This window comes from Pantoea sp. GbtcB22, assembly GCF_019091025.1.
Classification (GTDB): domain Bacteria; phylum Pseudomonadota; class Gammaproteobacteria; order Enterobacterales; family Enterobacteriaceae; genus Pantoea; species Pantoea leporis.
In genome coordinates this window covers 728,688-751,788 of sequence record NZ_JAGXKB010000001.1, presented here as the reverse complement: position 1 = coordinate 751,788, position 23,101 = coordinate 728,688, and the positions used below count along the sequence as shown (strand labels likewise).

26 protein-coding genes are annotated in these 23,101 nt (G+C 54.2%); 12 read left to right on the top strand and 14 right to left on the bottom strand.

Features of this window, described 5'->3' with window-relative positions; genetic code table 11:
• Window positions 1-134: 134 nt before the first annotated feature.
• Window positions 135-1,508, bottom strand: coding sequence for an MATE family efflux transporter (locus KVT28_RS03485; protein ID WP_110866029.1), 1,374 nt, complete (start codon window positions 1,506-1,508; stop codon window positions 135-137).
• A 197-nt stretch (window positions 1,509-1,705) separates the two neighbouring features.
• Between KVT28_RS03485 and KVT28_RS03480 the strand changes: the two genes are divergently transcribed.
• Window positions 1,706-2,350 (top strand): riboflavin synthase subunit alpha, encoded by a 645-nt coding sequence (locus KVT28_RS03480; protein ID WP_217546800.1) that lies wholly within the window; start codon window positions 1,706-1,708, stop codon window positions 2,348-2,350.
• A 51-nt stretch (window positions 2,351-2,401) separates the two neighbouring features.
• Here the strand turns inward: KVT28_RS03480 and cfa are convergent, their stop codons facing one another.
• Window positions 2,402-3,550 carry a cyclopropane fatty acyl phospholipid synthase gene (gene cfa, locus KVT28_RS03475; RefSeq protein WP_110866031.1) on the bottom strand — a complete coding sequence of 383 codons (1,149 nt, stop codon included), beginning with the start codon at window positions 3,548-3,550 and terminating at the stop codon, window positions 2,402-2,404.
• Window positions 3,551-3,852: 302 nt separating this feature from the next.
• A complete protein-coding gene (gene punC / locus KVT28_RS03470) occupies window positions 3,853-5,055 on the bottom strand; it encodes a purine nucleoside transporter PunC (protein WP_217546798.1) in 1,203 nt (400 codons plus the stop codon).
• 110 nt (window positions 5,056-5,165) lie between these two features.
• Here punC and punR point away from each other — a divergent pair, with 110 nt between their 5' ends.
• Entirely contained in the window at window positions 5,166-6,077 is a 912-nt protein-coding gene (punR, locus tag KVT28_RS03465) for a DNA-binding transcriptional activator PunR (RefSeq protein WP_101764625.1), read from the top strand.
• Here punR and purR read toward each other — a convergent pair.
• Window positions 6,074-7,099: an HTH-type transcriptional repressor PurR gene (purR, locus tag KVT28_RS03460; protein WP_101764549.1), complete on the bottom strand. Its 1,026-nt coding sequence runs from the start codon at window positions 7,097-7,099 to the stop codon at window positions 6,074-6,076. The two genes, punR and purR, sit on opposite strands and share 4 nt — an antisense overlap.
• Before the next feature lie 274 nt (window positions 7,100-7,373).
• On the opposite strand from purR, the gene KVT28_RS03455 reads away from it, so the two are divergent.
• Window positions 7,374-7,463: a YnhF family membrane protein gene (locus KVT28_RS03455; RefSeq protein ID WP_007892756.1), complete on the top strand. Its 90-nt coding sequence runs from the start codon at window positions 7,374-7,376 to the stop codon at window positions 7,461-7,463.
• A gap of 56 nt (window positions 7,464-7,519) precedes the next feature.
• Here the strand turns inward: KVT28_RS03455 and KVT28_RS03450 are convergent, their stop codons facing one another.
• Window positions 7,520-8,311 carry a C40 family peptidase gene (locus KVT28_RS03450; protein WP_217546796.1) on the bottom strand — a complete coding sequence of 264 codons (792 nt, stop codon included), beginning with the start codon at window positions 8,309-8,311 and terminating at the stop codon, window positions 7,520-7,522.
• A gap of 364 nt (window positions 8,312-8,675) precedes the next feature.
• Between KVT28_RS03450 and KVT28_RS03445 the strand changes: the two genes are divergently transcribed.
• Window positions 8,676-9,011 (top strand): Grx4 family monothiol glutaredoxin, encoded by a 336-nt coding sequence (locus tag KVT28_RS03445; RefSeq protein ID WP_175501675.1) that lies wholly within the window; start codon window positions 8,676-8,678, stop codon window positions 9,009-9,011.
• A gap of 35 nt (window positions 9,012-9,046) precedes the next feature.
• Here KVT28_RS03445 and rnt read toward each other — a convergent pair whose 3' ends face one another.
• The 5 genes from rnt to eptA form a co-directional block, all read right to left on the bottom strand.
• Complete coding sequence (gene rnt, locus KVT28_RS03440; protein WP_101764547.1) at window positions 9,047-9,715, bottom strand: ribonuclease T; 669 nt, start codon at window positions 9,713-9,715, stop codon at window positions 9,047-9,049.
• A gap of 107 nt (window positions 9,716-9,822) precedes the next feature.
• Window positions 9,823-10,230, bottom strand: a complete 408-nt coding sequence (gloA, locus tag KVT28_RS03435) for a lactoylglutathione lyase (RefSeq protein WP_007892766.1) — start codon at window positions 10,228-10,230, stop codon at window positions 9,823-9,825.
• A gap of 101 nt (window positions 10,231-10,331) precedes the next feature.
• The gene (locus KVT28_RS03430; protein WP_137385682.1) at window positions 10,332-11,429 is read right to left on the bottom strand and encodes an alkene reductase; all 1,098 of its coding nucleotides are present in this window, start codon (window positions 11,427-11,429) and stop codon (window positions 10,332-10,334) included.
• A gap of 49 nt (window positions 11,430-11,478) precedes the next feature.
• Entirely contained in the window at window positions 11,479-12,075 is a 597-nt protein-coding gene (locus tag KVT28_RS03425; protein WP_217546793.1) for a TetR/AcrR family transcriptional regulator, read from the bottom strand.
• 39 nt (window positions 12,076-12,114) lie between these two features.
• Window positions 12,115-13,752 (bottom strand): phosphoethanolamine transferase EptA, encoded by a 1,638-nt coding sequence (eptA, locus tag KVT28_RS03420; RefSeq protein WP_217546791.1) that lies wholly within the window; start codon window positions 13,750-13,752, stop codon window positions 12,115-12,117.
• Window positions 13,753-13,980: 228 nt separating this feature from the next.
• Here eptA and KVT28_RS03415 point away from each other — a divergent pair, with 228 nt between their 5' ends.
• From KVT28_RS03415 to KVT28_RS03400, 4 genes are all read left to right on the top strand, one after another.
• The gene (locus KVT28_RS03415) at window positions 13,981-14,220 is read left to right on the top strand and encodes a DUF1289 domain-containing protein (protein WP_008110296.1); all 240 of its coding nucleotides are present in this window, start codon (window positions 13,981-13,983) and stop codon (window positions 14,218-14,220) included.
• A gap of 71 nt (window positions 14,221-14,291) precedes the next feature.
• Window positions 14,292-15,188, top strand: a complete 897-nt coding sequence (locus KVT28_RS03410; protein ID WP_137385685.1) for an aldo/keto reductase family oxidoreductase — start codon at window positions 14,292-14,294, stop codon at window positions 15,186-15,188.
• An 80-nt stretch (window positions 15,189-15,268) separates the two neighbouring features.
• Entirely contained in the window at window positions 15,269-15,787 is a 519-nt protein-coding gene (gene sodC / locus KVT28_RS03405) for a superoxide dismutase family protein (RefSeq protein WP_217546788.1), read from the top strand.
• A gap of 130 nt (window positions 15,788-15,917) precedes the next feature.
• Window positions 15,918-16,385, top strand: a complete 468-nt coding sequence (locus tag KVT28_RS03400) for a hypothetical protein (protein WP_101764541.1) — start codon at window positions 15,918-15,920, stop codon at window positions 16,383-16,385.
• On the opposite strand, the gene KVT28_RS03395 is transcribed toward KVT28_RS03400, so the two are convergent.
• From KVT28_RS03395 to KVT28_RS03385, 3 genes are read right to left on the bottom strand one after another with little or no spacing between them, the layout of a single operon-like run.
• Window positions 16,386-18,383: an FUSC family protein gene (locus KVT28_RS03395; protein WP_217546785.1), complete on the bottom strand. Its 1,998-nt coding sequence runs from the start codon at window positions 18,381-18,383 to the stop codon at window positions 16,386-16,388.
• Between the two features lie 7 nt (window positions 18,384-18,390).
• Window positions 18,391-19,248, bottom strand: a complete 858-nt coding sequence (locus KVT28_RS03390; protein ID WP_101764539.1) for an HlyD family secretion protein — start codon at window positions 19,246-19,248, stop codon at window positions 18,391-18,393.
• Window positions 19,249-19,254: 6 nt separating this feature from the next.
• Window positions 19,255-19,491, bottom strand: a complete 237-nt coding sequence (locus KVT28_RS03385; protein ID WP_008110284.1) for a DUF1656 domain-containing protein — start codon at window positions 19,489-19,491, stop codon at window positions 19,255-19,257.
• Between the two features lie 151 nt (window positions 19,492-19,642).
• Between KVT28_RS03385 and slyA the strand changes: the two genes are divergently transcribed.
• Window positions 19,643-20,080, top strand: a complete 438-nt coding sequence (gene slyA, locus KVT28_RS03380; RefSeq protein ID WP_007892783.1) for a transcriptional regulator SlyA — start codon at window positions 19,643-19,645, stop codon at window positions 20,078-20,080.
• 40 nt (window positions 20,081-20,120) lie between these two features.
• Here slyA and slyB read toward each other — a convergent pair whose 3' ends face one another.
• On the bottom strand, window positions 20,121-20,588 hold the full coding sequence (gene slyB / locus KVT28_RS03375) for an outer membrane lipoprotein SlyB (RefSeq protein WP_008110282.1): 468 nt from the start codon (window positions 20,586-20,588) through the stop codon (window positions 20,121-20,123).
• A gap of 275 nt (window positions 20,589-20,863) precedes the next feature.
• Between slyB and anmK the strand changes: the two genes are divergently transcribed.
• Genes anmK through pdxH form a run of 3 tightly spaced genes read left to right on the top strand, consistent with a single transcriptional unit; the run spans window position 20,864 to window position 23,001 of the window.
• Complete coding sequence (anmK, locus tag KVT28_RS03370) at window positions 20,864-21,985, top strand: anhydro-N-acetylmuramic acid kinase (RefSeq protein ID WP_217546782.1); 1,122 nt, start codon at window positions 20,864-20,866, stop codon at window positions 21,983-21,985.
• Between the two features lie 9 nt (window positions 21,986-21,994).
• Window positions 21,995-22,324, top strand: coding sequence for an MliC family protein (locus KVT28_RS03365; RefSeq protein ID WP_110866045.1), 330 nt, complete (start codon window positions 21,995-21,997; stop codon window positions 22,322-22,324).
• 20 nt (window positions 22,325-22,344) lie between these two features.
• A complete protein-coding gene (pdxH, locus tag KVT28_RS03360) occupies window positions 22,345-23,001 on the top strand; it encodes a pyridoxamine 5'-phosphate oxidase (RefSeq protein ID WP_101764536.1) in 657 nt (218 codons plus the stop codon).
• The last annotated feature ends 100 nt before the right edge of the window (window positions 23,002-23,101 follow it).

Below are 23,101 nucleotides of genomic sequence, written 5' to 3'. Positions count from 1 at the left end.
AACACGCTGTCAGGGCGACAGCGGGGACGAATATTAACGGCAGGCCGTGATGCTGGCAAGGGGAAAAAGTGTTTTTCCCCTACGACTGACCAGCAACTGTGCTATGCGTCGTTTTTTTCGCCGTTACCAGCCACTTAGCGCGCAGCGCGCGCCAGGATGACCTGCGCAGGCAGGCGCTGCAAACGACGGATGCGCCAAATCATCATCACCGCTGCGGAGGTCAGGCCGATAATAAAGCCACACCAGAAACCGGCGGGACCCAACTTCGGCAAGACCCAATCCGTCATCGCCAGTACATAACCCACCGGCAAACCCAGCACCCAATAGGCGATAAAAGTAATGAAGAAGATCGAGCGCGTGTCTTTATAACCGCGCAAGATACCGCTGCCAATCACCTGAATTGAATCTGAGAACTGATAAATCGCCGCCAGCAACATCAGCTGTGCCGCAAGGGTAATGACTTCTGGATTTGCCGTGTACAGGCCGGCGATATCGTGACGGAAAATCACGGTAAACAGTGCGGTGATGGCCGCCATGCTGATGCCGACGCCTTGCCCGGTCCACGCAGCAACGCGCGCTTGTTCGGCCGAACCTTGTCCCAGCCGATAGCCAACGCGAATGGTAGTGGCGACGCCGAGCGACAGCGGCAACACGAACATCAGCGAACTGAAGTTGAGTGCAATCTGGTGTCCGGCCACTTTCACTATACCGAGCGGTGACACCAACAGCGCCACCACGGCAAACAGCGTCACCTCAAAGAACAGCGCCAATGCCACCGGCAAACCCAGCGTGAACAGGCGTGACAAAATCGCACGTGACGGTGCAGACCAGCGCATTTTCATACGGATGTCGCGCATGCTTGCCATGCGTTTCACCCAGAAGCGCATCACCAGGAACATCACCCAATAGACCGATGCCGTCGCCACGCCGCAGCCGACGCCGCCTAAGGCCGGCATACCAAAATGGCCGTAAATGAACACATAGTTGAGCGGAATGTTCACCATCAGGCCGAGGAAGCCGAGCAGCATCGCCGGTTTGGTTTTCGACAAACCTTCGCATTGGTTGCGCATCACCTGGAACAGCAGGTAACCGGGTGCGCCCCACAGCAACGCATGCAGGTATCCTTCAGCTTTGGCAGCCAATTCAGGATCGATATCATGCATGGTGTTAATCAGATAACCGGCGTTCCACAGCACCACCATAATCAGGAGTGCAACACCGATTGCCATCCAGTATCCCTGGCGTACTTGTTCCGCGATACGTTCGCGTCGTCCTGAACCGTTGAGTTGCGCAACGGTAGGCGTCAAAGCCAGTAGAAGACCATGACCAAACAGAATGGCGGGAAGCCAGATAGAGGTGCCGACAGCGACGGCGGCCATATCCGTGGCGCTTACCGCACCGGCCATAACAGTATCTACAAATCCCATCGCAGTCTGGGCCACCTGAGCAAGGATGACCGGGATCGCGAGGGCCAGCAATTGACGCGCTTCGGTAAAATACTTCTGCACGTTACACCTGCTTAATTAATGAAGAGAGCGGGGCGAAATCCCCAAAGAATGCGCGCACAGTGTAGCGGCAGCGCTGGCTTCCGCCAAACATTGATCGCATTTTGTTTAGCAATTTGTGTAAAGTTTGAACTCCGCCAAATTAAGCTGCCGCCGACAAGCTGTGATAAACTGACGCAAACTTTGCAGAGGCTAAGATTATGTTTACTGGAATTGTGCAAGGCACGGCAGAAATTGTCGGCATTGAAGAGAAAGATCTGTTTCGTACCCATATTGTGCGCTTACCGGATGACCTGTTACCGGGACTGGCGCTGGGCGCATCGGTAGCCCACAACGGCTGCTGCCTAACTGTGACCGAGATTAATGGCGATCGGGTTAGCTTCGATCTGATTAAAGAAACATTGCGCATTACCAACCTGGGTGAATTACAGGTCGGGGATGTAGTGAATATTGAGCGTGCAGCGAAGTTCAGTGATGAAATTGGCGGCCATTTAATGTCTGGCCATATTATGACCACGGCGGAAATTTGCAAAATCATCCAGTCAGAAAACAACCGCGAAATCTGGTTTAAATTACAGGACGCCACGCAGATCAAATATATTATGCATAAAGGTTTTGTGGGTATCGACGGAATTAGTTTGACCGTTGGCGACGTTACCAAAAGCAAGTTCTGTGTGCATCTGATTCCGGAAACCCTCGAGCGCACCACGTTAGGCGCGAAGAAGTTTGGTCAGAAGGTCAATATTGAGATTGATCCTCATACGCAGGCCATTGTGGAAACCGTTGAACGCGTATTAGCGCAGCGTGAAGCTGCTGCACTGGCGCAGATTGCCAGCGCAGAATAATGGCGCTAAAAAAGGCGCCCTGCGGCGCCTTGATTTATTTCTGCAAGCTCATTAACGCGCTACGCGTAATCCGCCATCCTTGCCACGACTGAATACCACCTGCCACAGCTGAATATCACGGGCACGAAACGCACCGGCGCAGGCGTTGAGATAATAGTCGAACATTCGTTTAAAACGTTCGCCATATTTCTCAGCCAGCTGCGGCCACGCCGCCTGAAAACGTTCATACCATGCCATTAACGTCGTATCGTAATCTGCGCCAAAGTTATGCCAATCTTCCATGACGAAATGTGGCTCACTGGCATCAGCGATTTGACGTACCGACGGCAGACAACCGTTCGGGAAGATATATTTATCAATCCACGGATCGACATTCATATCCGTTGTGAGGGCACCAATGGTGTGCAGTAAAAATATGCCGTCTGGTTTGAGATTGCGGTCAGCAACATCAAAATAAGTGGCATAGTTTTTCGGCCCGACATGTTCAAACATTCCGACAGAAACAATGCGATCATATTGATTATTCAGGTCGCGATAGTCCTGCAGTAAAATAGTGACATCCAGTCCTTCACAGCGTTGTTGTGCCAGTTTTTGTTGTTCAGCAGAAATAGTGACGCCATGCACCGTAACGCCATAATGGCGAGCGGCATATTCCGCCAGTCCGCCCCAGCCACAACCGATATCCAACAGCGTCATGCCCGGTTCAAGTTGTAACTTGCGGCAAATCATATCCAGTTTGGCCTGCTGCGCGTTTTCCAACGTATCAGCATCTTTCCAGTAGCCGCAGGAATATTGCATATAAGGGTCAAGCATCAGTGAGAATAGATCATTACCCAGGTCGTAATGCTCTTTACCCACAATCCAGGCGCGTTTTTTCGATTGCAAATTAGTAAGACGCGCGGCGGCGATGCGCAACGTATCTTTAAAATGCCGCGGTAATTGTTTATCCAGATGGTGTTTTAAAACGCGATGGAAGAACATATCAAGCTGTTCGCACTCCCACCAACCATCCATGTAACTTTCACCTAATCCGAGCGATCCTTCCTCGAGCACGCGTTTAAAAAAATCTGGATGCTTTACCTGAATATCCCAGGGACGAGTGCCATTAACTGCAATATCAGCACGCTCTAGCAGTTCATTGACGATCCGAAACCAGTGGTTTTCTTCAAGGCTCACTTCTTCTATAACAGATGAACTCATAGCTTCTCCATCACCTTCCGATCTGAACCTGAGAAAAAGAATAGCCAATTTCCCAAGACCTGTGAGAGAACTCACGGAAAATCCGTGCGCCAGAAATCCGACGTTTTACAGAGGCATGAATTTGAATAGAAAAGTTGGACGCCGCACTGGAGTATCGTGCAGACGCCATCCCGCGACAGTGTCGCTAAAGGTATTACATTTATATTATTGATTTAATACAGAATTACTGACCCACTGAGTATATGCTCACGTGGGTCAATATTCAACGGGTTATCGTTAGTTTGCTAACGAAAAGCGTTGGCTTAGAGATTATCTTCGCAGGGACGGGAAGTGTGGGCAATATCACTTTGTGCGTTTGCCGATCGCTGGCAGACAAAGCCCACCCACGCCAGTACCACGGTGGCCACCATCACTAATGTGGTGTTGAACAGCGCCTGCTCAAGGCCGGCGGAGACCAGCAGGCTGGCGACAAAGCACAATCCTAACTGGAATAAATTCTGTAATCCTGCCGCTTTACCGGTGGCGTGCGGGAAGGGCGCTAATGCGCTGGCCACCACTATCGGATAGATCGCGCCATTGGCCAGCGCCATGCCGCAGAAGGGCATCAGCAGCACAAACAGCGGCGCTGAAGGCATCAGGGCGATGACAAACAGACTTAGGATGCTCAGACTGTACAGCACCAGCAACCACGGCAGCAGTTGCGCGCCCTGATAACGATTTAACAGCGTGCGGCAGCCAAAGCCGCCAATCAGAAACGCAATGGTCTGCGGAATATAGCTCAGGCCAATATCACCCGGCGTCAGGCCAGCTGCGGCGAGAATGAAAGGTGAGCCCGTCAGCCACGCGAAAAAGCTCGCCGAACATGCCGAATAGATTAAGACGTTACCGCTGTATACGCGGGTACCCAGCAAAGTCAACCAGCCGGGTTGTTTGCCTGAGGCAACTTTCTCGCGCTTAGGCGAGGTTAATTGCAGCGTACCGATCAGCAACACTACGGCAACCAGCGTCAGCGTGATAAAGATGCTGCGCCAGTGGAAGTGGCCGATCAGCCAGGCGCCGAGCAGCGGTGCCAGCGCCGGCGACAGCGCAACCAGCGGCATAATCGTTGCAAACACTTTATTGGCTTTCGCTTTTGGATAGTGATCCACCACCAGCGCCTGCCAGCTTACGGCAGCCGCACACACGCCAATCGCCTGCATAAAACGCAGCGCCAGCATCAGGCGGACATCGGTCACCCACAGCATTCCCAGACAACCGAGGGCGAAGATGGCAAGGCCCGCCAGCAAAATCGGCTTACGTCCATAACGATCTGATAGCGGTCCCCAAAATACCTGGGCACAGGCAAAACCGCCGAGAAACAGACCCAGGCTGGCGCTGATGGTGCCGGGTGCGCTAGCAAAATCACGCTGCATATCGCCAAAGGCGGGCAAATACATATCCGTGGCAAGAAAGCCGAGCATGCTGAGCACGGCGAGATAAGGCATAAATGCTTTAGACGACAACATGTTGATTCTCTTTTGGGCAGGGTGAACGCCGGGGAGTGTAAAAGGATGCGGCGCGCTTTGTGAAACGCTAATATTTGCATGGTGCTGTTAAAATTTTTGAAGGCAAATTTATGTGGTCAGAATATGCGCTTGAAGTGGTGGATGCAGTAGCGCGCACCGGCAGTTTTAGCGCGGCAGCGCAGGAACTGCATCGCGTGCCCTCTGCCGTCAGTTATACTGTGCGCCAGCTGGAAACCTGGCTGGCGGTGCCGCTGTTTGAGCGCCAGCATCGGGAAGTGGTGATGACAGCGGCGGGCGAGCATTTTGTGCGGGAAGGCCGATCTGTTATCAAAAAAATGCTGGCCACTCGCCGACAGTGTCAGCAACTGGCAAATGGCTGGCGCGGCGAGTTGAGCATCGCGGTTGACTGCATTGTAAAACCGCAGCGCACGCGACAGTTAGTGAAGGACTTCTATCGCCATTTTCCCGATATGGAGCTGATTATCAGCTACGAAGTGTTCAACGGCGTGTGGGATGCGTTGGCTGATGGTCGGGTGGATGTGGCGATTGGCGCAACCCAGGCCATTCCGGTGGGCGGACGTTTTGCCTTTCAGGATATGGGCGCGCTGAACTGGCGTTGTGTGGTGAGCCCTGATCATCCGCTGGTTAACAGCAAGGAGCTGGATGATGAAACCTTGCGGGCGTGGCCATCGCTGGTGCTGGAGGATACCTCGCGTGCGTTACCGCGCCGTATGACATGGACGCTGGATAATCAGCGGCGGTTGGTGGTGCCAGAGTGGGAAACCGGGATGGATTGTTTGCTGGCAGGATTGTGCGTCGGCATGGTGCCTGGCCATTTGGCGCGTCCACTGCTGGACAGCCAAAAACTGGTCGAGCTGGCGCTACCGCAGGCGTTTCCGGACAGTCCGTGCTGCGTTAGCTGGTCAGAACAGCGCGCGTCACCGGCGCTGGCGTGGTTACTGGCTTATCTCGGGGATGCGGAAACGCTGAACCACGAATGGCTCAGCGAAGTGTCGGCTTAGCGGCGGTAGTCGCGGAACGGACCGTACGCCACCGAACGGCGTTCAATCAGCGTTGGCTGGACTTCGATAGTTTGCGGATCTTCGCGCTTGCTGGTGATGCGATCCAGCAGCATTTCCAGCGCTTTTTCGCCCAGTTCAGCTTTCGGCTGGTGCACGGTGGTGAGCGCTGGTGTGAAATAGCGCGCGTTGCGCACGTTATCGTAGCCAATCACCGAGATATCCTGCGGTACGCGCAAACCCATCTCATCAGCAGCGCAAATCGCGCCCATCGCCATGATATCGCCACCGCAGAACACCGCGGTTGGACGCTGTTTCTGATTTAAGATCTGTTGCATCGCCAGATAGCCCGATTCAGGCTCAAAGTCGCCCTGAACCACCCACTCCGGACGCACTGTAATGCCCGCTTCGTTCATTGCCTGCAGGAAGCCAGCATGACGTCCACCGCCGGTGTTGCGCTCCATTTGGCCAGGAATGGCACCGATATCGCGATGGCCACGTTCAATCAGATAACGCCCGGCGAGATAGCCGCCCTGAAATGCATTGTCCTGCACAGTATCGGTGAAATCACCGCGTGACGCGCCCCAGTCCATTACCACCATGGGGATATTGCGGTTCTCTTCCAGCATCTGCAGCAAATCGTCTGGATATTCCGAACACATCACCAGCAAGCCATCGACGCGCTTTTGCGCCATCATTGACAGGTAAGCGCGCTGCTTTTGCAGATCGTTGTGCGCATTGCCGAGAATCAGCGTATAGCCGCGTTCGAAGCAGCGGTTCTCCACCGCTTCGATAATTTCAGCGAAGTAGGGCGCTTCGCTGGAGGTCGCCAGCAGACCCAAAGTTTTGGTGTGATTGACTTTAAGACTACGCGCCACGGCACTCGGCGAGTAGTGTAATTCTTTGATCGCTTCCCATACGGCGTTACGCGTCTCTTCCGCAACGAAACGCGTTTTGTTGATGACATGCGAAACCGTGGTGGTTGAGACACCCGCGCGTTTTGCGACATCTTTAATTGTTGCCATGAAAATGGTGCTCCTGGGCTTATCGCAACTTACTGATAAGTATATTGTTAAACGTTTGCGTCTGCTAATGCTTTTACAGCCTAAAAAAGCGGGCAAAACGGCATGTTCAAGCAGGTAAAATCACTTCATCACGCTGTAAATACAGCCTGCGCAAAATCTGTTGCGCAACGAAAGGCGGCGATTCTAGCAAGCTGGCGCGGATAACACGAGATTTTTGCCTATTGCTATGCGAAAATCGCCTTAACCCTAATAATTGTGTGACTAAGGAGTTGTGATGAATACCGACCTGAAGCTGGCGCTAATGACCACTGTTGGCGCACTGTTGATGATTATCGCCTTCAGCTTTACCGCGATCATGCATTAACAAAAAAGCCGGAGCTGAGAACAGCATCCGGCTTTTTTATGTCTGTTGCGCAACAACTAGCGAATGGTTTTTGGCGTCATCATACGACGCGCGCCCACATAGTGTTTCTGCCAGTAATCCTCACCCAATGCGCTAATCTGAATATCTTTGCCGGTACGCGGCGACTGAATGAATTTGCCATTGCCAAGATAAACGCCCACATGGTCGGCGGTACCGCGATTGTTGATGCGGAAGAACACCAGATCGCCTTTCTCCAGCATTTCACGCTTAATCGGTGCCGCATCACGCAGGTGATACATCTCATTGGCGGTGCGTGGCAGTTTGAATTTCACCAGATCTTTATAGGCGTACCATACCAGGCCGCTGCAATCGAAACCAGTGTGTGGCGAAGCGCCGCCCCACTGATAAGGTTTGCCGAGTTGACCCATTAATTTGGTCATCGCCGTTTCACGCGCTTTTTGATAACGCTGGCGGTGCGCTTTACTCATTTTGATGCCGGTCAGCGCTAACGCTTCATCATCGACGGCGATCTCGGGCGTTTTCTTCGCTAAACGTTGATGACCGTATTTCTTAGCAGAGAGTTTCAGTGGGGATTTTTTGCTGGTGGTTTTGTGCAGCGCGATGTCTGTTTTGCCCTGTTTTTTGAGTTTGAATTTTTGAACAGCGGTCAGACGCGATTTTTTGGTGGTGGTTTTTACCGGACGTCGTTTGCGGCGCTCGTCTTCACGTGCGCTCTTTTTCTCTGCTTTAAGCGAACTGGCGTTAACGGGCGCATGCGGAGATGCAGCGGCCACATTAAAGAACAGTTGGGCAAAAGCCAGTATGAAAAGCGTAATTAGTAGACGCATAATCCGGTTACAGGTTAAGCAGGCTGAATCAAAGCAGACTGCGTAAAAGTGAGAGAAATCTGATCAAGTGACCAGCGCCGAGGCAATTCTAATCCACTTTTTTTACAAAAGGTAAGGCCTTTTTCTATTAATCTGTTACCAGATTGATTCTGTAGCAAAAATGAGCGATTTCAGCTGGTTAACACAGCGAAATTATTGCTAATTATTAATTTATTAATGCCAATTAATGATATGAAAATGTTATTTGTCATGCGTTAACTTAACAAACATGGCGATTAGCCAGTGCAAACGCAAAATCCCGTTTTCAGTCCGGGAGCGAAATCGCTACAATAAACAAACACGAAGTAGAAGATTAAGGAAGGCAATAATGAGTACTGTTGAAAAAATTCAGCGTCAGATCGCAGAAAACCCGATTCTGCTGTACATGAAAGGTTCGCCAAAGCTGCCAAGCTGTGGTTTTTCGGCGCAAGCCGTGCAGGCGCTTTCTGCGTGTGGCGAGCGTTTCGCTTACGTGGACATTCTGCAGAACCCGGATATTCGCGCTGAAATGCCAAAATACGCTAACTGGCCAACATTCCCGCAGCTGTGGGTCGACGGTGAACTGGTCGGCGGCTGCGACATCATCGTTGAGATGTTCCAGCGCGGTGAACTTCAGCCACTGCTGAAAGAGACCGCTGAGAAGTATAAAGAAGCGGAATAATGCAGAAGGCCGACACATGTCGGCCTTTTCTTTGGTTACTCGGCAGACGCCTCGTCTGCGGATTCTTCACTAAAAGCCAGCGGCCAGCCGCCCAGGCGTTTCCAGCGGTTTACCAACTCACAGAACAGCGTCGCGGTTTGCTCGGTGTCATACAGTGCCGAATGCGCCTGCGTGCTATCAAACTCCATTCCCGCCGCTTTACAGGCTTTCGCCAACACGGTTTGCCCCAGCACTAAACCGCTCAGTGCCGCGGTATCAAAAGTGGCAAACGGGTGGAACGGATTGCGCTTCAGGCTGGCGCGCTCGGCGGCCGCCATCACGAAGTTGAGATCGAAAGTGGCATTGTGCGCCACGATAATGGCGCGATTGCAGCCGCTATCTTTGGTGCCTTTGCGCACCATTTTAAAAATCGCGTGCAGGGCTTCATATTCACTTACCGCACCGCGCAGCGGATTGGTGGGGTCGATGCCGGTAAACGCCAGCGCCGCAGGATTCAGAATGGCGCCTTCAAACGGTTCCACATGGAAGTGCAGCGTTTCATCGCGGTGCAACCAGCCGTCTTCATCCATTTTCAGCGTGGTGGCTGCAATTTCCAGCAGTGCATCGGTTTGTGCATTGAAACCCGCGGTTTCAACGTCGATCACAACAGGATAAAAACCGCGGAAGCGTTGGTGGAGAGCGTTTAAAGCGTTCGATTCAGACATCAGGATCTCATGGCAATAAATAGGGCAGCGCGCATTATGGCAAAAATCGCAGGAGGGTGCAGCAGGAGAGGGAAGTCAGCCTGCAAATAGCAGGCTGACGAGCAACCTTAGTTGCCTAAGCCGTGACCGGCATGTTTGTTTTCAATCAGCTCGATTTTGTAACCGTCTGGATCTTCAACAAACGCAATAATAGTCGAACCGCCTTTTACCGGGCCCGCTTCACGCGTCACGTTGCCGCCTGCGCTGCGAATGCGTTCGCAGGTATCAGCTACGTTGTCCACGCCCAGCGCGATATGGCCGTAAGCGTTGCCGAGATCGTATTTATCCACGCCCCAGTTGTAAGTCAGCTCAATCACCGCGCCCTCGCTCTCTTCGGTGTAGCCAACGAATGCCAGGGTGTACTTATACTCGGTGTTTTCGCTTTGACGCAGTACGCGCATGCCGAGCACGCGGGTGTAGAAATCGATAGAACGTTGCAAATCGCCAACGCGTAACATGGTGTGAAGTAAACGCATAACATCCTCTTTTTTTAAAACGTCATCAGTGCATGACAAGCAACTTAGTATACACACTGATGAAATAACGCTGCCGCCTATCCGCCGCGGCAGCCATTTTCTTACAGAGTTGGATAATCGGTATAACCTTCCGCGCCGCCACCGTAAAAACTCTCAGGACGCTGCGGATTGAGTGGCGCATCCTGCTGCAGACGGGCAACCAGATCCGGGTTGGCGATAAAGTCGCGACCAAAGGCCACGGCGTCAATCAGGCCACGCGCAATCAGATCGTCGGCTTTCTCAACGGTGTAAGCACCGGCACCGATGATTACGCCAGGGAACAGGGCGCGCACTTTTTCACGGAATGCATCGCTGTAAGGCTGTCCGCCCGCCCAGTCTGGCTCAGAAAGGTGCAGATAGGCGATGCTGCGTTTGCCCAGCTCGGCGATATACCACAGCGCCGCTTTTTCTTCTTCCGGGCCATTGTCCAGATTCTGGAAAGCACCGATTGGCGAAACGCGGATACCAATACGATCGGCAGACCAGTTGGCAATCGCCGCATCCACCACTTCCAGCGCGAAACGGCCACGCTTTTCAATCGAACCGCCGTACTCATCGGTACGCTGGTTTGAACCTGGTGCGAGGAACTGGTGCATCAGATAGCCGTGCGCGGAGTGCAGCTCCAGCAGGTCGAAATCGGCTTCGCGCGCATTGGCGGCGGCCTGACCAAAATCTTTTACGATTTGCTGAATTTCAGCCACTGACAACTCGCGTGGCACGGAGGTGTCTTCACGATAAACAGAACCATCCGCGGCGCGCAGGGACGTGCGCGTACCTGCCGCTAGTGGGGATGGGGCGACCGGCGCTTTGCCTTCGGGCTGCACGCTGTTATGAGATATGCGGCCGGTGTGCCACAGTTGTACAGCGCTGTGACCGTTGGCGGCATGAATGCCTTCGTTAATCACTTTCCACGCGGCAATTTGCTGCTGTGTGTGCAGACCCGGCGCACCGGCATAGCCTTTCGCCTGGAAAGAGATCTGGGTGGCTTCGGTGATGATCAAACCGGCACTGGCGCGCTGTTGATAATATTCTGCCATCAGCGGCGTAGGGATATCGCCCGGCTCAATGCTGCGCAGACGCGTCAACGGGGCCATGAAAATGCGGTTCGGTACGGTAATCGCGCCCACTTTAAGTGGGGAGAACAGCTGCTTACTCGCCATATTGATTGCTCCAGGAAGACCGGTCGTCTAGTAAATGGGGTTTTAAAAATCAGTGACTTATCAGCCACTGTTCGATGGTGTCGAGTGCCAGGCTAATCGGGCCCGGCTCTCGGGAAATCTTGCTCTGCAAACTGGCTCCGAGCCACAGCAAGTAGCAGCGCTGCGCCAGCTGCTGCGGCGTTTGCCCAAACGGCAGCGGCTGCTCAGCCGCCATCTCAGTCAAACAGCGCGTGTAGGCAGCGATAATGGCGTTGGCACCCTTTTGCAGTGCATCGCGCATCGGCTCGGAGAGATCGCACACTTCGGCTGACAATTTTACGCCAAGACAGCCAACAATATGACCTTGCTCGATAAACAGCCGTTCGCCATAGCGGAAATGCGCTAACAACCGCTCGGTCGGCGTTAAATCGGGCAGACTCAACTGCTGATCAATCTGCTGCTGGAAATGGCTGAAGTAGCGCTCAATCAGCGCCACGCCAAAGGCCTCTTTTGAACCGAAATAGTGGTAGAACGAGCCTTTCGTGACTTCTGCCAGCGCCAGCATCTCGATCAAACCCATGCCGGTAAAGCCGCGCTGTAAACAAACCTGCTCGCCAATAGCGAGCAGGTGTTCACGGGTATCGTTGCGTTGCAGAGTCTTATTCATGGGGGGCAGGTTATTAGACCAGTCAGTCTAACGCAACCCTCAGGCGGCAGTTTGGCACGATCTGATCATGTCCAGCTGCGGCTGATACTGCTGCGTCTGGATATTGAACATGCCTAAAACCGTATGGAAAAGATTATCTTGCGAAACCTTGGCGTCAGCCGCTTGCTGGCGTAAACAGGTATCATTGATGTGGTACGCCGCCGCGTATCCCGGTGACATCCACATCAGCAGAGGAATGTGTGTTTGCTGCGCAGGCGCAAACAGGTAAGGCGCGCCGTGCAGATACATCCCGCGCTCGCCAAGCGATTCGCCATGATCGGAGAGATAAACCAGCGCCACATTGAAGCGATCGCTTAGGCCTTTAAGCTTATCGATGGTGCGGCTCAGCATGTCGTCGCTATACAGCAGCGAATTATCGTAGGTGTTCACCAGCGCCTGATGATCGCAATCCTGAATCTGCTTGCTGTCGCAGGTGGGCGTGAAACGGCGGAACTCAGCCGGATAACGCTGATAATAGGCTGGGCCGTGGCTGCCCATCTGATGCAGCACGATAATGCCGTCGTTGTGCAGGCTGGCAACATAGTTATCAAGACGATGCAGCAACACCTCATCCTGGCAAAAACCATCGTGACAATATTGCGGCAGTTTCCACTGCGTCATATCGGTGTGCGGCACGCGGTCACAGGCGCCTTTACAGCCACCATCATTTTCTCGCCACAGTACGCTTACGCCCGCATGGGCGAGGATGTCGAGTACGCCTTCCTGGTGGTGCGCCAGATTGGCGTTGTAATGCATGCGAGGCATATTCGAGAACATACAGGGCACCGAGATGGCGGTTTCTGTGCCACAGGAACTGGCGTTGGGATAGTAAATTACCTGCTGTTTTTTCAATTCTGGATTGGTCTCTCGCGCGTAACCACCCAACGAAAAGTTCTCGGCGCGCGCCGTTTCACCCACCACTAACACCACCAGCGTTTTTTTAGTCGCTGTGGAGATTAACGGACCTTTGTGTGCATCTTCACCGATTTTCACCAGCGCCTGGCTACCTTGCAGATAGCGTTGATCGACATAGTGGCCGGTGCCGCTGACGATATTGGCCGGGGTAATCATCTTGATCAGGTTTTTATTATTGCGAATCAGCGAGGCGTAATCTTTGTAAAACAGCGCCGCCATCAGCAGTATCACCAATATTGCGCCCAGTGCGCCCGTCAGGCGTTGCAGCAGATTCCACCACCAGCGCGGTCCACGACGAATACGCACGCCACAAATCAGCGCCACCGGCACCATCCCCATCAATAACATCCAGAGTAGATAGCGGCTGCTGAACAACGCTGAGGCTTCCTGCGGGTCGGATTCAAAGACATTTTGCATCATATTGGTGTCGATCACCGTGCCAAAACTGTGCATGAAGTAATTGGCGGCGGCGCTGACGAACACCAGCACAATCAGCAACGGCTTGCGCAGATAAGGCCAGGCAGCAAGTGAGAAAATAAAATAGAAAGCCGAGGCCAGCACCAGCGGAATACTGGCGGCAAACAGATAATCGTGGGGATGATCGTAAGGAATCATTTCCCAGGCACGCAGCAAGAACAGGGCATTTAAAACTAGTGCGAAGAACAGCGCAGCAATAAGGTTAAATCCGCTGGTGCCGCACTGCAGGGTGGTCGGGAATCTCATGAAAACTCAACGGTAAGAAGTCGTGTGACAATCGTATGAAGACAAGCTGAGGAAAACCTTAACCAAGAGTAAACATAAACCATCCAAATCCGATAAATGCTGGCTATTTGGTAAACAGGCGTAACCAGACGCCGTAATGGCTTGATTATGCACAATGGGCGTCTACGCTTTGCACAATGTCATTAAGCTGTTATCAATATGATATGAGATGTTAATTGCGGAGTGGATGTGGCCGAGCAACTTGAGTTCTTCCCCGTTCCCAGCCCGTGTCGTGGTATTTGCCAGAGTGACGCGCGTGGTTATTGTCGTGGCTGTTTACGCAGCCGGGAAGAGCGCTTTAACTGGATGAAATTCAGCGATGCGCAAAAGCGCGATGTGCTGCGCTTGTGCCGGCAACGCTTTTTGCGCCTGCAGCGGCAGCAAAAAGTGGATGAAGATCATGATCCACAACAACCGGAACTGTTTTAAGAAAACGATGATTTGCCTTTCCGTTATACTCCCGCTTTCGTCATCTGGAACCGTGTTTAGGGAGTTTAACTATGTTACAAGCGCAGGCTATTGCACCGCAGGGACCCTCATTTTCACCGCTGATCGCCGGTTACTGGCGTTTAATGGAGTGGGGCATGACGCCGCAGCAAGTGGTGCAATTTATTGAGCACCATTTAGCGCTGGGCATCACCACCGTCGATCACGCCGACATCTACGGCGATTACCAATGTGAAGCCGCCTTTGGTGCCGCGCTGCGCCTCGCGCCGGGTTTGCGTGAGAAGCTGCAAATCGTCACCAAATGCGGCATTGCGACGCGCGCGAAGCCTGAACACCGTATTGGTCACTACATCACCGAAGCCAGCCACATTCTGCACAGCGCCGAAAACTCGCTGCGCCATTTCCATACCGATTACCTCGATTTGCTATTGATTCATCGCCCGGATCCGTTGATGGACGCGGATGAGATTGCCGAAGCCTTTACGGCGCTGCATCAGAGCGGCAAAGTACGCCATTTCGGCGTCTCCAACTTCACCGCCTCGCAGTTCACGCTGCTGCAATCGCGTTTGCCGTTCAGTCTGGTCACTAATCAACTGGAGATCTCTCCGCTGGAGCAAACGTCGCTGCTGGATGGCTCACTCGATCAGTGCCAGCAAAATCGCATTCGCCCAATGGCGTGGTCGTGCCTCGGCGGCGGTCGCCTGTTTAACGATCCGCACTATCAGCCGCTGCGCGATGAGCTGGAGCAGGTGAAGCAGGAGATCGGCGCCAGCAATATCGAGCAGGTGGTGTATGCATGGGTGATGAAGCTGCCAAGCCGTCCGCTGCCGATTATTGGATCAGGTAAAATCGAACGTGTAAAAGAGGCGGTTGGCGCGTGCCAATTGACGCTGGATCGCCAGCAATGGTTCCGCATCCGTAAAGCCGCCATCGGCTACGATGTGCCCTAAAGCGTAAAGCTGCGTCAAATTACGGCAGCCTGGATGAAAGCAGTCCAGGCTTAGAGGGAATCTAACCGTAAGGAGACGTTATGAAGAAAACCCTCATTGTTATGCTGGCTCTGGCCTGCGCCGCGGGTGCGCAGGCGGCGTCAGAAGAAGTCACGTTGCATGAAACCACGGCGCAAGGCATCGGGGCAGCGATTGGCACCGTCACGCTTAGCGAAACGCCATACGGTGTGCAATTTACCCCAGCGTTAAGCGGCCTGAAACCCGGCATTCATGGTTTCCACGTGCATGCTAAAGGCAGCTGTGAACCGGGCGAGTCGGACGGTAAAATGGTGGCGGCCGGTGCGGCGGGCGGACATCTCGATCCGCAAAAAACCGGCAAGCATCTTGGCCCGTATGCCGATGGTCACCTTGGTGACTTACCCGCGCTGTTTGTCACAGAAGATGGCAAGGCGACGTATCCGGTCGTTGCACCACGCATCAAATCCCTGAGTGAAATCAAAGGTAAAGCCTTGATGGTGCATGTGGGCGGCGATAATCATGCCGACCATCCGCAACCGCTTGGCGGCGGCGGGGCGCGTTTTGCCTGCGGCGTAATTTAATGCTTTGGGCGGCAGCAGCTTGTCGCCCCCCTTTCCTCACGCTGAAAAAAGTTGACCCATTTTCTTGCTACTCTCCGCGGTTTTTCCATCCTATGATATTGATTCAGGAATAAAACCTTCAGGGGCAGAAATGAAAGCGCGTGGGATGATGTTGTTATGTTTATTGCTGGTGGGATGCGATCAACCCAACGACACACAGCTGCGTTTAGATGCCAGTCGACAACTGCAACGCACCATTGATACCAATCCGCTGCGCGTCGGCTGTGAGAAAATTGCGCGTGGCCGTGAATGGCTGACCCAGCACACCCTTCATCGGCTCGAAGCCAATGGCTGCGAAAATGTCTTGCGCAGCGCCACCGAAACCAACTTCACCCACAGCGAAACTTATCGTCATGCGATGACAGTGGTGTGCGGCGGTATTCAGGGCAAAAGTTTCACCGGCACCACTTTGTATCGCCGCTTTATCTACTCTTCAGAAGAGAAGGCGCTGGTAATTGAACCGATGTCCGATCAGGATAAAACCCGCTTTGAAGGACAGAAATCGCTGCAGCAGTTGCAGGATGATTTTAATCGTCAGACCACGCAATATTGTCAGTAATCAATCCGGTACCGCCTGCGCTAACTGGGCCAGTGAGCAGCGCAGGCGCCACAAAATGCCCGCCAGCGTATTGGCTTCGCTCTCCTGTTGCTGCAGTTGCTCAATCAGGGTTTCCAGCTCATCCAGCGTGGCCTGCAGCGCGGTGTGATGCACGCCGCGCAGACTTATAATTCGTTGCAGATCCTGCAGGCTGCTATCACGCATTTGCCTAAGCGTAGCCGACGTCGGCTGCCATTGGCGCAGCTGCCAGACAATGTGGGAACAGTTCAGTAACACCACGCCCCAGCGCAGCAGCCAGACGCGCGCCTGCTCGTCACGACTGTTACTGAGCTGACTGATGTGATGATAAATCTGCGATTCAAAGTGGCTTTCACTCAGGCGCGGATGGCGGCGAAGCTGATCGAGAAACGCATGGCGCAGGGCACGAATATGCCGACGACTGCGACGCGCATCGGAACTGGGACGCAGCACCTGAAACGCCAGCCACGCTAGCATTACGCCGCATACCTTGGCGATATTATCATTGAGGAAGCTTTGATAATCCCAATCCGGCGGATTGGTGACGGCGATAAAGGATCCCATAAAAACAATGAATTGCCCCCACATCCCGGCGCGTTTCTTCTGCTGCAGTTTGAACAACTGCAAGGTGAGCAGCAGCGGGAATAGCACCAGTAAAAACTGCCACAGCGCGCTGATTTGCACCATCAAACCAAACTGCAGCACAAAGCTAAACAGCGACAGCCACAGCAAGGTTTTCAGCAACAGCGAGACGCTGCCACTGGGCGAGGGCGCGGAGGAGTATAGCACGCAGGCGATGGCGGTAAGCGTCAGGGCGGCGGCACCGGAATCCCATTGCGTGGTGATCCAAAAGGCGCTTCCCAGCATGATGACGCTGAAGGTTCGCAGCGCGCTCCAGCCGGCTTCAGCACTGTCGCTTTCGCGCGCCAGCGAGGGCGCATACGGCGGCTGAAAACGGGTATCGGCATCGGCGCGTTCAATCAGGCGAATCCAGCGATTCACATTGAGATACACCCAGCAGAAATAACGCAGTCGCTGGACGAAGGCGCGTTGACGGTAATCACCGGTTGCTGATGGCGTGATGCCACGCAGAATCAGCGCCAAACGGTATTTGTCGCACTGCGGCTGCGCCAGTTCCTGCAACAGTTTGGCCATGGCGTCGTAAAGTTCGGGTGGCGCATCGGGCCAGTTCAGCAACATGCGGCGCAGGCTGGAGAGTACACTGGTGAGACGCAGCTGCTGGTGCAGCACATAGTTCAGCACGTTATTCTGGCGGCGGAAGCGATAGTGGCTCCAGAACGCCTGAATGCGCAGCAGGTTCATGGTGAGAATCTGGCTAATGACATTCTCATGGGCGGTGCGCACGTTATCAGTGCTGCTTTGCTGCAGTAATAACACCGCATGATCCAGCAAACGCGCGTGCATCTGACGCAGTGAACTCATCAGTGCGTTGCCATCTGAGGTGCTGGGCAGAATCATCATCATCAATCCGGCACACAGGATGCCGGAGATCACTTCGCACACGCGCGCCTGGGCGATATCCCACAGCTGAGTGACATCGGTGATGTTGACGCTGCTAAAGGCGATGATGGCGGCGGTATAACCCGCCAGCGAAAACGCGTAGGCCACGTTATTTTGGTAGTGATTGGCGATCCAGGTACAGAACGCCAGCCACCCGGCCATGAAAAAGGCAAACAGCCAGGGTTCATTCAGCGTGTGTCCGGCGATCAGCAGCGCGGCGCTGGCACCGAGCAAACTGCCAACGATGCGCCCCAGACTTTTACTGATGGCGCCGCCGACGGTGGGAAAACTCACCACCGCCGCCGAGGTCATGGCCCAGTAAGGTTGATCGAGTTGCAGCGCATAGGCGATGGTCAAGGCGAGACACATCGCGATGCCATTACGCAGCGCGTAGCGCCACTCGCCCCCACTTGCTTTTATCCACGGCAGATTTTGCCACGCCAGCCACTGAAAATTCATCACAACCTCAGTGGGCGATGGAGATGGTGCAGGTGGTGCCCGCCACCAGCGGCACACCTTCCGGCAACGCGTCTAAGCGAATACGCACCGGCACGCGCTGCGCCAGGCGCACCCAAGGCACGTTAGGCTTGATATCGGGCACCAGCCCGCCATCGCTGGCGACGCTTTGGTCATAAATGGCGCGTCCGATACTTTCCACTGAACCCTGCAAGTGCGCGCCGTTGCTGTACAACACAATTTGCGCGGCTGCGCCGGGCTGAATATGGCGCAGCTTAGTCTCTTCGAAATAGCCCATCACGTAGTAAGAGTGGCTGTCGACCAGCGCAAACAGTGGCGTACCGGCGCTGGCATAGTTGCCGGTGCGCAGCGTCAGGTTGCTGATCCAGCCATCGGTGGGCGCGGTAATGGTGGTTTGCTCAAGATTCCAGCGTGCCTGATCGAGGCTAGCCTGCGCCGCTTTTGCCGTCGCTGCGGCAGCATTGGCGGTTAAGCGGGCGGCATCCATATCTTCCGCTGAAATGACGTTGCGCGGCAGGCTGGCGCGGCGATTGGCTTCATGCTGCGCTTTGGCCAGATCGGCCTGCGCTTTAGCCAGTTGGGCTTCGGCATTGGCCTGCGCAATTTGCCACGGCACCGGATCGAGCTTCAGCAGCACGTCGCCTTTATGCACAAACTGATTGTCGCGCACTTCCAGAGCGATGATGCGACCGGACACTTCCGGCGTGATATCCACCAGCTCGGCGCGCACTTTGCCGTCACGCGTCCATGGCGATTGCATGTAGTAATTCCACATCCACCATCCGGCAAGCAGGGCCAGCGCAAAAATCACCAGGGTTGAAAAATACTTAAAAGGGTTGAATTTCATAGTGATTTATCCGAGGCTCAGTAACCACAATGCGCCAGCGACGCACAGTACAAACAGGGAAAGGTCCATCAAGGTGGGATGCCAGACATCGCCGGAGTAGATCCAGCCGCGTATCAGCGGGTGAATCAACAACCAGAAAAAGAAACCGAGTAACACCGCTTTAAACAGCGGCGGAAAAAACAGCGACGCACCGAACACCAGGTCGGTAAGCGGCGCGCTGGGGGAAAAGGCGGTTAGGGACACGTGTCATCATCCTTTTTGACCGGGAATCATCTAAATAGCGCGTAGACGGCAAGCGTATATGCAGGCCTGGTATTTGTAATTTGCCAGGTAAACTCGCAGAATAGTGTAAAATCTGGCTTAATAGCTAGCAAGCTAATTATAAGGAGATGCAATGGATACGCCCTTGGGAACCGATCTGTCTCGTCTGGTGCGCATTTGGCGCGCGTTAATCGATCAGCGTTTAAAACCGCTTGAGTTGACACAAACACACTGGGTGACGCTACACAATATTCATCAACTCCCGCCAGAGCAGTCTCAAATTCAGCTGGCCAAAGCGATCGGCATTGAGCAGCCTTCATTGGTGCGCACGCTGGATCAGCTGGAAGAGAAAGGATTGATCACCCGCGCGACCTGCGCCAACGATCGTCGCGCCAAGCGCATCAAGTTGACCAAGCAGGCTGAGCCGATTATCGAGCAGGTTGAGAATGTAATTGATGCCACGCGCGATGACATTCTTTCCGGCATCAGCCTGGAGGAGATCAATCAGATGGTGACGCTGATTGCGCGGCTGGAAAAAAACATTCTTGAGTTTCATAACCGCGAGAAATAAAAAAACCGACGCCAGGCGTCGGTTTTTTTTATCTGTCCGCTTAACGAGGCGAAACGGTAACCTGGCTGCCGTTTGACGCCATCACGACGCGCTGGCCAACCGAGTAACGGGTGGCAGCTTGCTTCTGCACCACCATGATGGTGTTACCATCATCCTTGCGGATCTCCAGCTCGACACCGTCAGATTTGTTGACCGCACCCTGAACGCCCTGACCGGCTACGCCACCGAGTACCGCACCGCCGGCGGTTGCCAGACTGCGACCGCTGCCGCCGCCAATGGTGTTACCGAGGAAACCGCCCAGTACTGCACCACCAATTGCGCCAATCACGTTGTTTTCATCGCCGCCCTGGATTTTCACCGGACGAACAGAAACCAGCGTGCCATAGGAAACACTTTGTACTTGTTTAGCTTCGCTGGCGCTGTAAACGTCACCGGAGAGGGTGCTGTCGTTGGCACAACCTGCCAGAGTTAAGCCGGTCAATGCCACGGCTACAAAACGCTTAATCATCAGAACGCTCCTTAATGCAAAAAAACGCCATGTTTCTCATCCTGTACTGCACAGAGTATAAGACAGAAAACTGGCAAATGACGCTAAGTCCGTATAAAACGCGGCTGGGGCGAAGCATAGACCATCGTCCCTCAACAAAAATTCAATTACCCAACGAAAATATTTCTGAGCTGGAATGCACTGTGCAGTGACGCTGAAAAGCGGAATTTTATCATAGAATTAGACCCGGTAATTTGCCAGGCTTAAGCCAGACAATGTTAAGGGAGTGAACCGCTATGAAATCAGGACGCTATATTGGCGTGATGTCCGGCACCAGCCTTGATGGCGTGGACGTGGTACTGGCGGCCATTGATGGTCAAATGGTGGCGCAGCAGGCCAGCTATTGTCATCCCATCCCGCAGGAATTGCGCCAGCAGGTGCTGGCCATTTGTCAGGGGCAAACCTTGACGCTGTCGCAGCTCGGGCAGCTGGATACGCGGCTGGGCAAGCTGTTCGCCGAGGCGGTTTTAACACTGATGCACCAGCAATCGCTGGAGGCCAGCGACATCATGGCGATCGGCTGCCACGGACAAACGGTGTGGCATGAGCCGCAAAGTGATGCGCCGAATACGCTGCAAATTGGCGATAACAATCAGATCGCGGCGGCAACCGGCGTCACGGTGATTGGGGACTTTCGACGCCGCGACATGGCGCTCGGCGGGCAGGGCGCGCCGCTGGTGCCGGCTTTCCATCAGGCGCTGTTAATGGACAGCGTTGAGCGCCGCATGGTGCTGAACATCGGCGGCATCGCTAATCTGTCACTGCTGCTCCCCGGCCAGCCGGTACGCGGTTTTGATACCGGGCCGGGCAATATGCTGATCGATGCGTGGATTTGGCGCAATAAAGGTTTGTCGTACGACAAAGATGCCGCCTGGGCGCGCAGCGGACAGGTGGTTCCAGCGCTGCTGGAGTTGATGCTCAGCGATCCGTGGTTTGCACTGCCGCCGCCAAAAAGCACCGGGCGCGAATATTTCAATCTCAGCTGGATCGAGCAGCAGCTGCAACGTTTCCCGGCGCTGGCGCCACAGGATGTACAGGCTACGCTGACCGAGCTGACGGCGTTAACCATTGCGCAGCAGGTGCAGCTCAACGACGGTTGCGATCGTCTGTTGGTCTGCGGCGGAGGCAGCCGAAATCCACTGCTGATGGCGCGGCTGGCCACGCATCTGTCGGGAACGGAAGTCGGTACCACCGACGAAGCGGGCATCAGCGGTGATGATATGGAAGCGCTGGCCTTTGCGTGGCTGGCGTTTCGCACATTAAATGGGTTACCGGGCAACCTGCCGGCGGTAACGGGCGCGCGGGACATGAGCGTATTGGGCGCAATTTACCCCGCCAATCCCCGACTTGGTCGTTAAGAGGTAAAAATGAAAAACATAATGATGATACTGAGCAGCGTGGCGCTATTAAGTGGCTGCGGCATGATGCATAAGCAGGAAGAGGCACCGCAACAACTGCGCTATCAGTGCGGGACTTTGCCGCTGACGGTCACTCAGGATAACGCGAAGCAGCAGGTGAGCTTTATTCTGGATGGTAAGCCCCTGACGCTGGCACAAACGGTGTCGGCCTCTGGCGCGCGCTACAGCGACGGCACTTACGTCTTCTGGTCAAAAGGCAATGGCGCTTTTGTTGAACGTAATAACAAAATCGTGATTAATGATTGTGAATTGCAGAACGCGGATACCTCCGTTCAGTAAACGTGAGAAAGAGAAACAGCATGAGCGACAGTGACAGCTTGCAACATATTGCCCATCTGCGTCGTGAATACACCCGCGGCGGGCTGCGACGTAAAGATCTGCCCGATAACCCTTTGGCGCTGTTTGAGCAGTGGCTGCAGCAGGCCTGCACCGCGCAGTTGCCGGATCCGACCGCAATGACGGTCGCCACCGTTGACAGCAGCGGCCAACCTTATCAGCGCATCGTGCTGCTGAAGCATTACGATGAGCAAGGCATGGTGTTCTATACCAATCTCGGCAGCCGCAAGGCGCTGCAGCTGGCAGAGAATCCGCGTATTTCGCTGCACTTTCCATGGCACTTCCTTGAGCGTCAGGTGATGGTGCTGGGCGAAGTGGAAAAACTGTCGCCGCTGGAGGTGCTGAAGTACTTCAGCAGCCGCCCGCGTGATAGCCAGATTGGCGCATGGGTGTCGAAGCAATCAAGCCGCATCTCGGCGCGCGGCGTGCTGGAAGGCAAGTTCCTCGAACTCAAACAGAAATTCCAGCAGGGCGACGTGCCGCTGCCGAGTTTCTGGGGCGGCTACCGTGTCAGATTCCACACCGTGGAGTTCTGGCAGGGCGGCGAACATCGTCTGCACGATCGCTTCCTCTACCAGCGTAATGACAATGGCTGGTCGATTGACCGTTTAGCCCCGTAAAACTGCGTTTTATCCCCTTTCAACGCTGGCGCAGTTGGCGTCAGCGCTTTATGCTATAGCCCTCTTTTTTTTCGTCTCCGCACGTCAGCGGAAAGCTGTG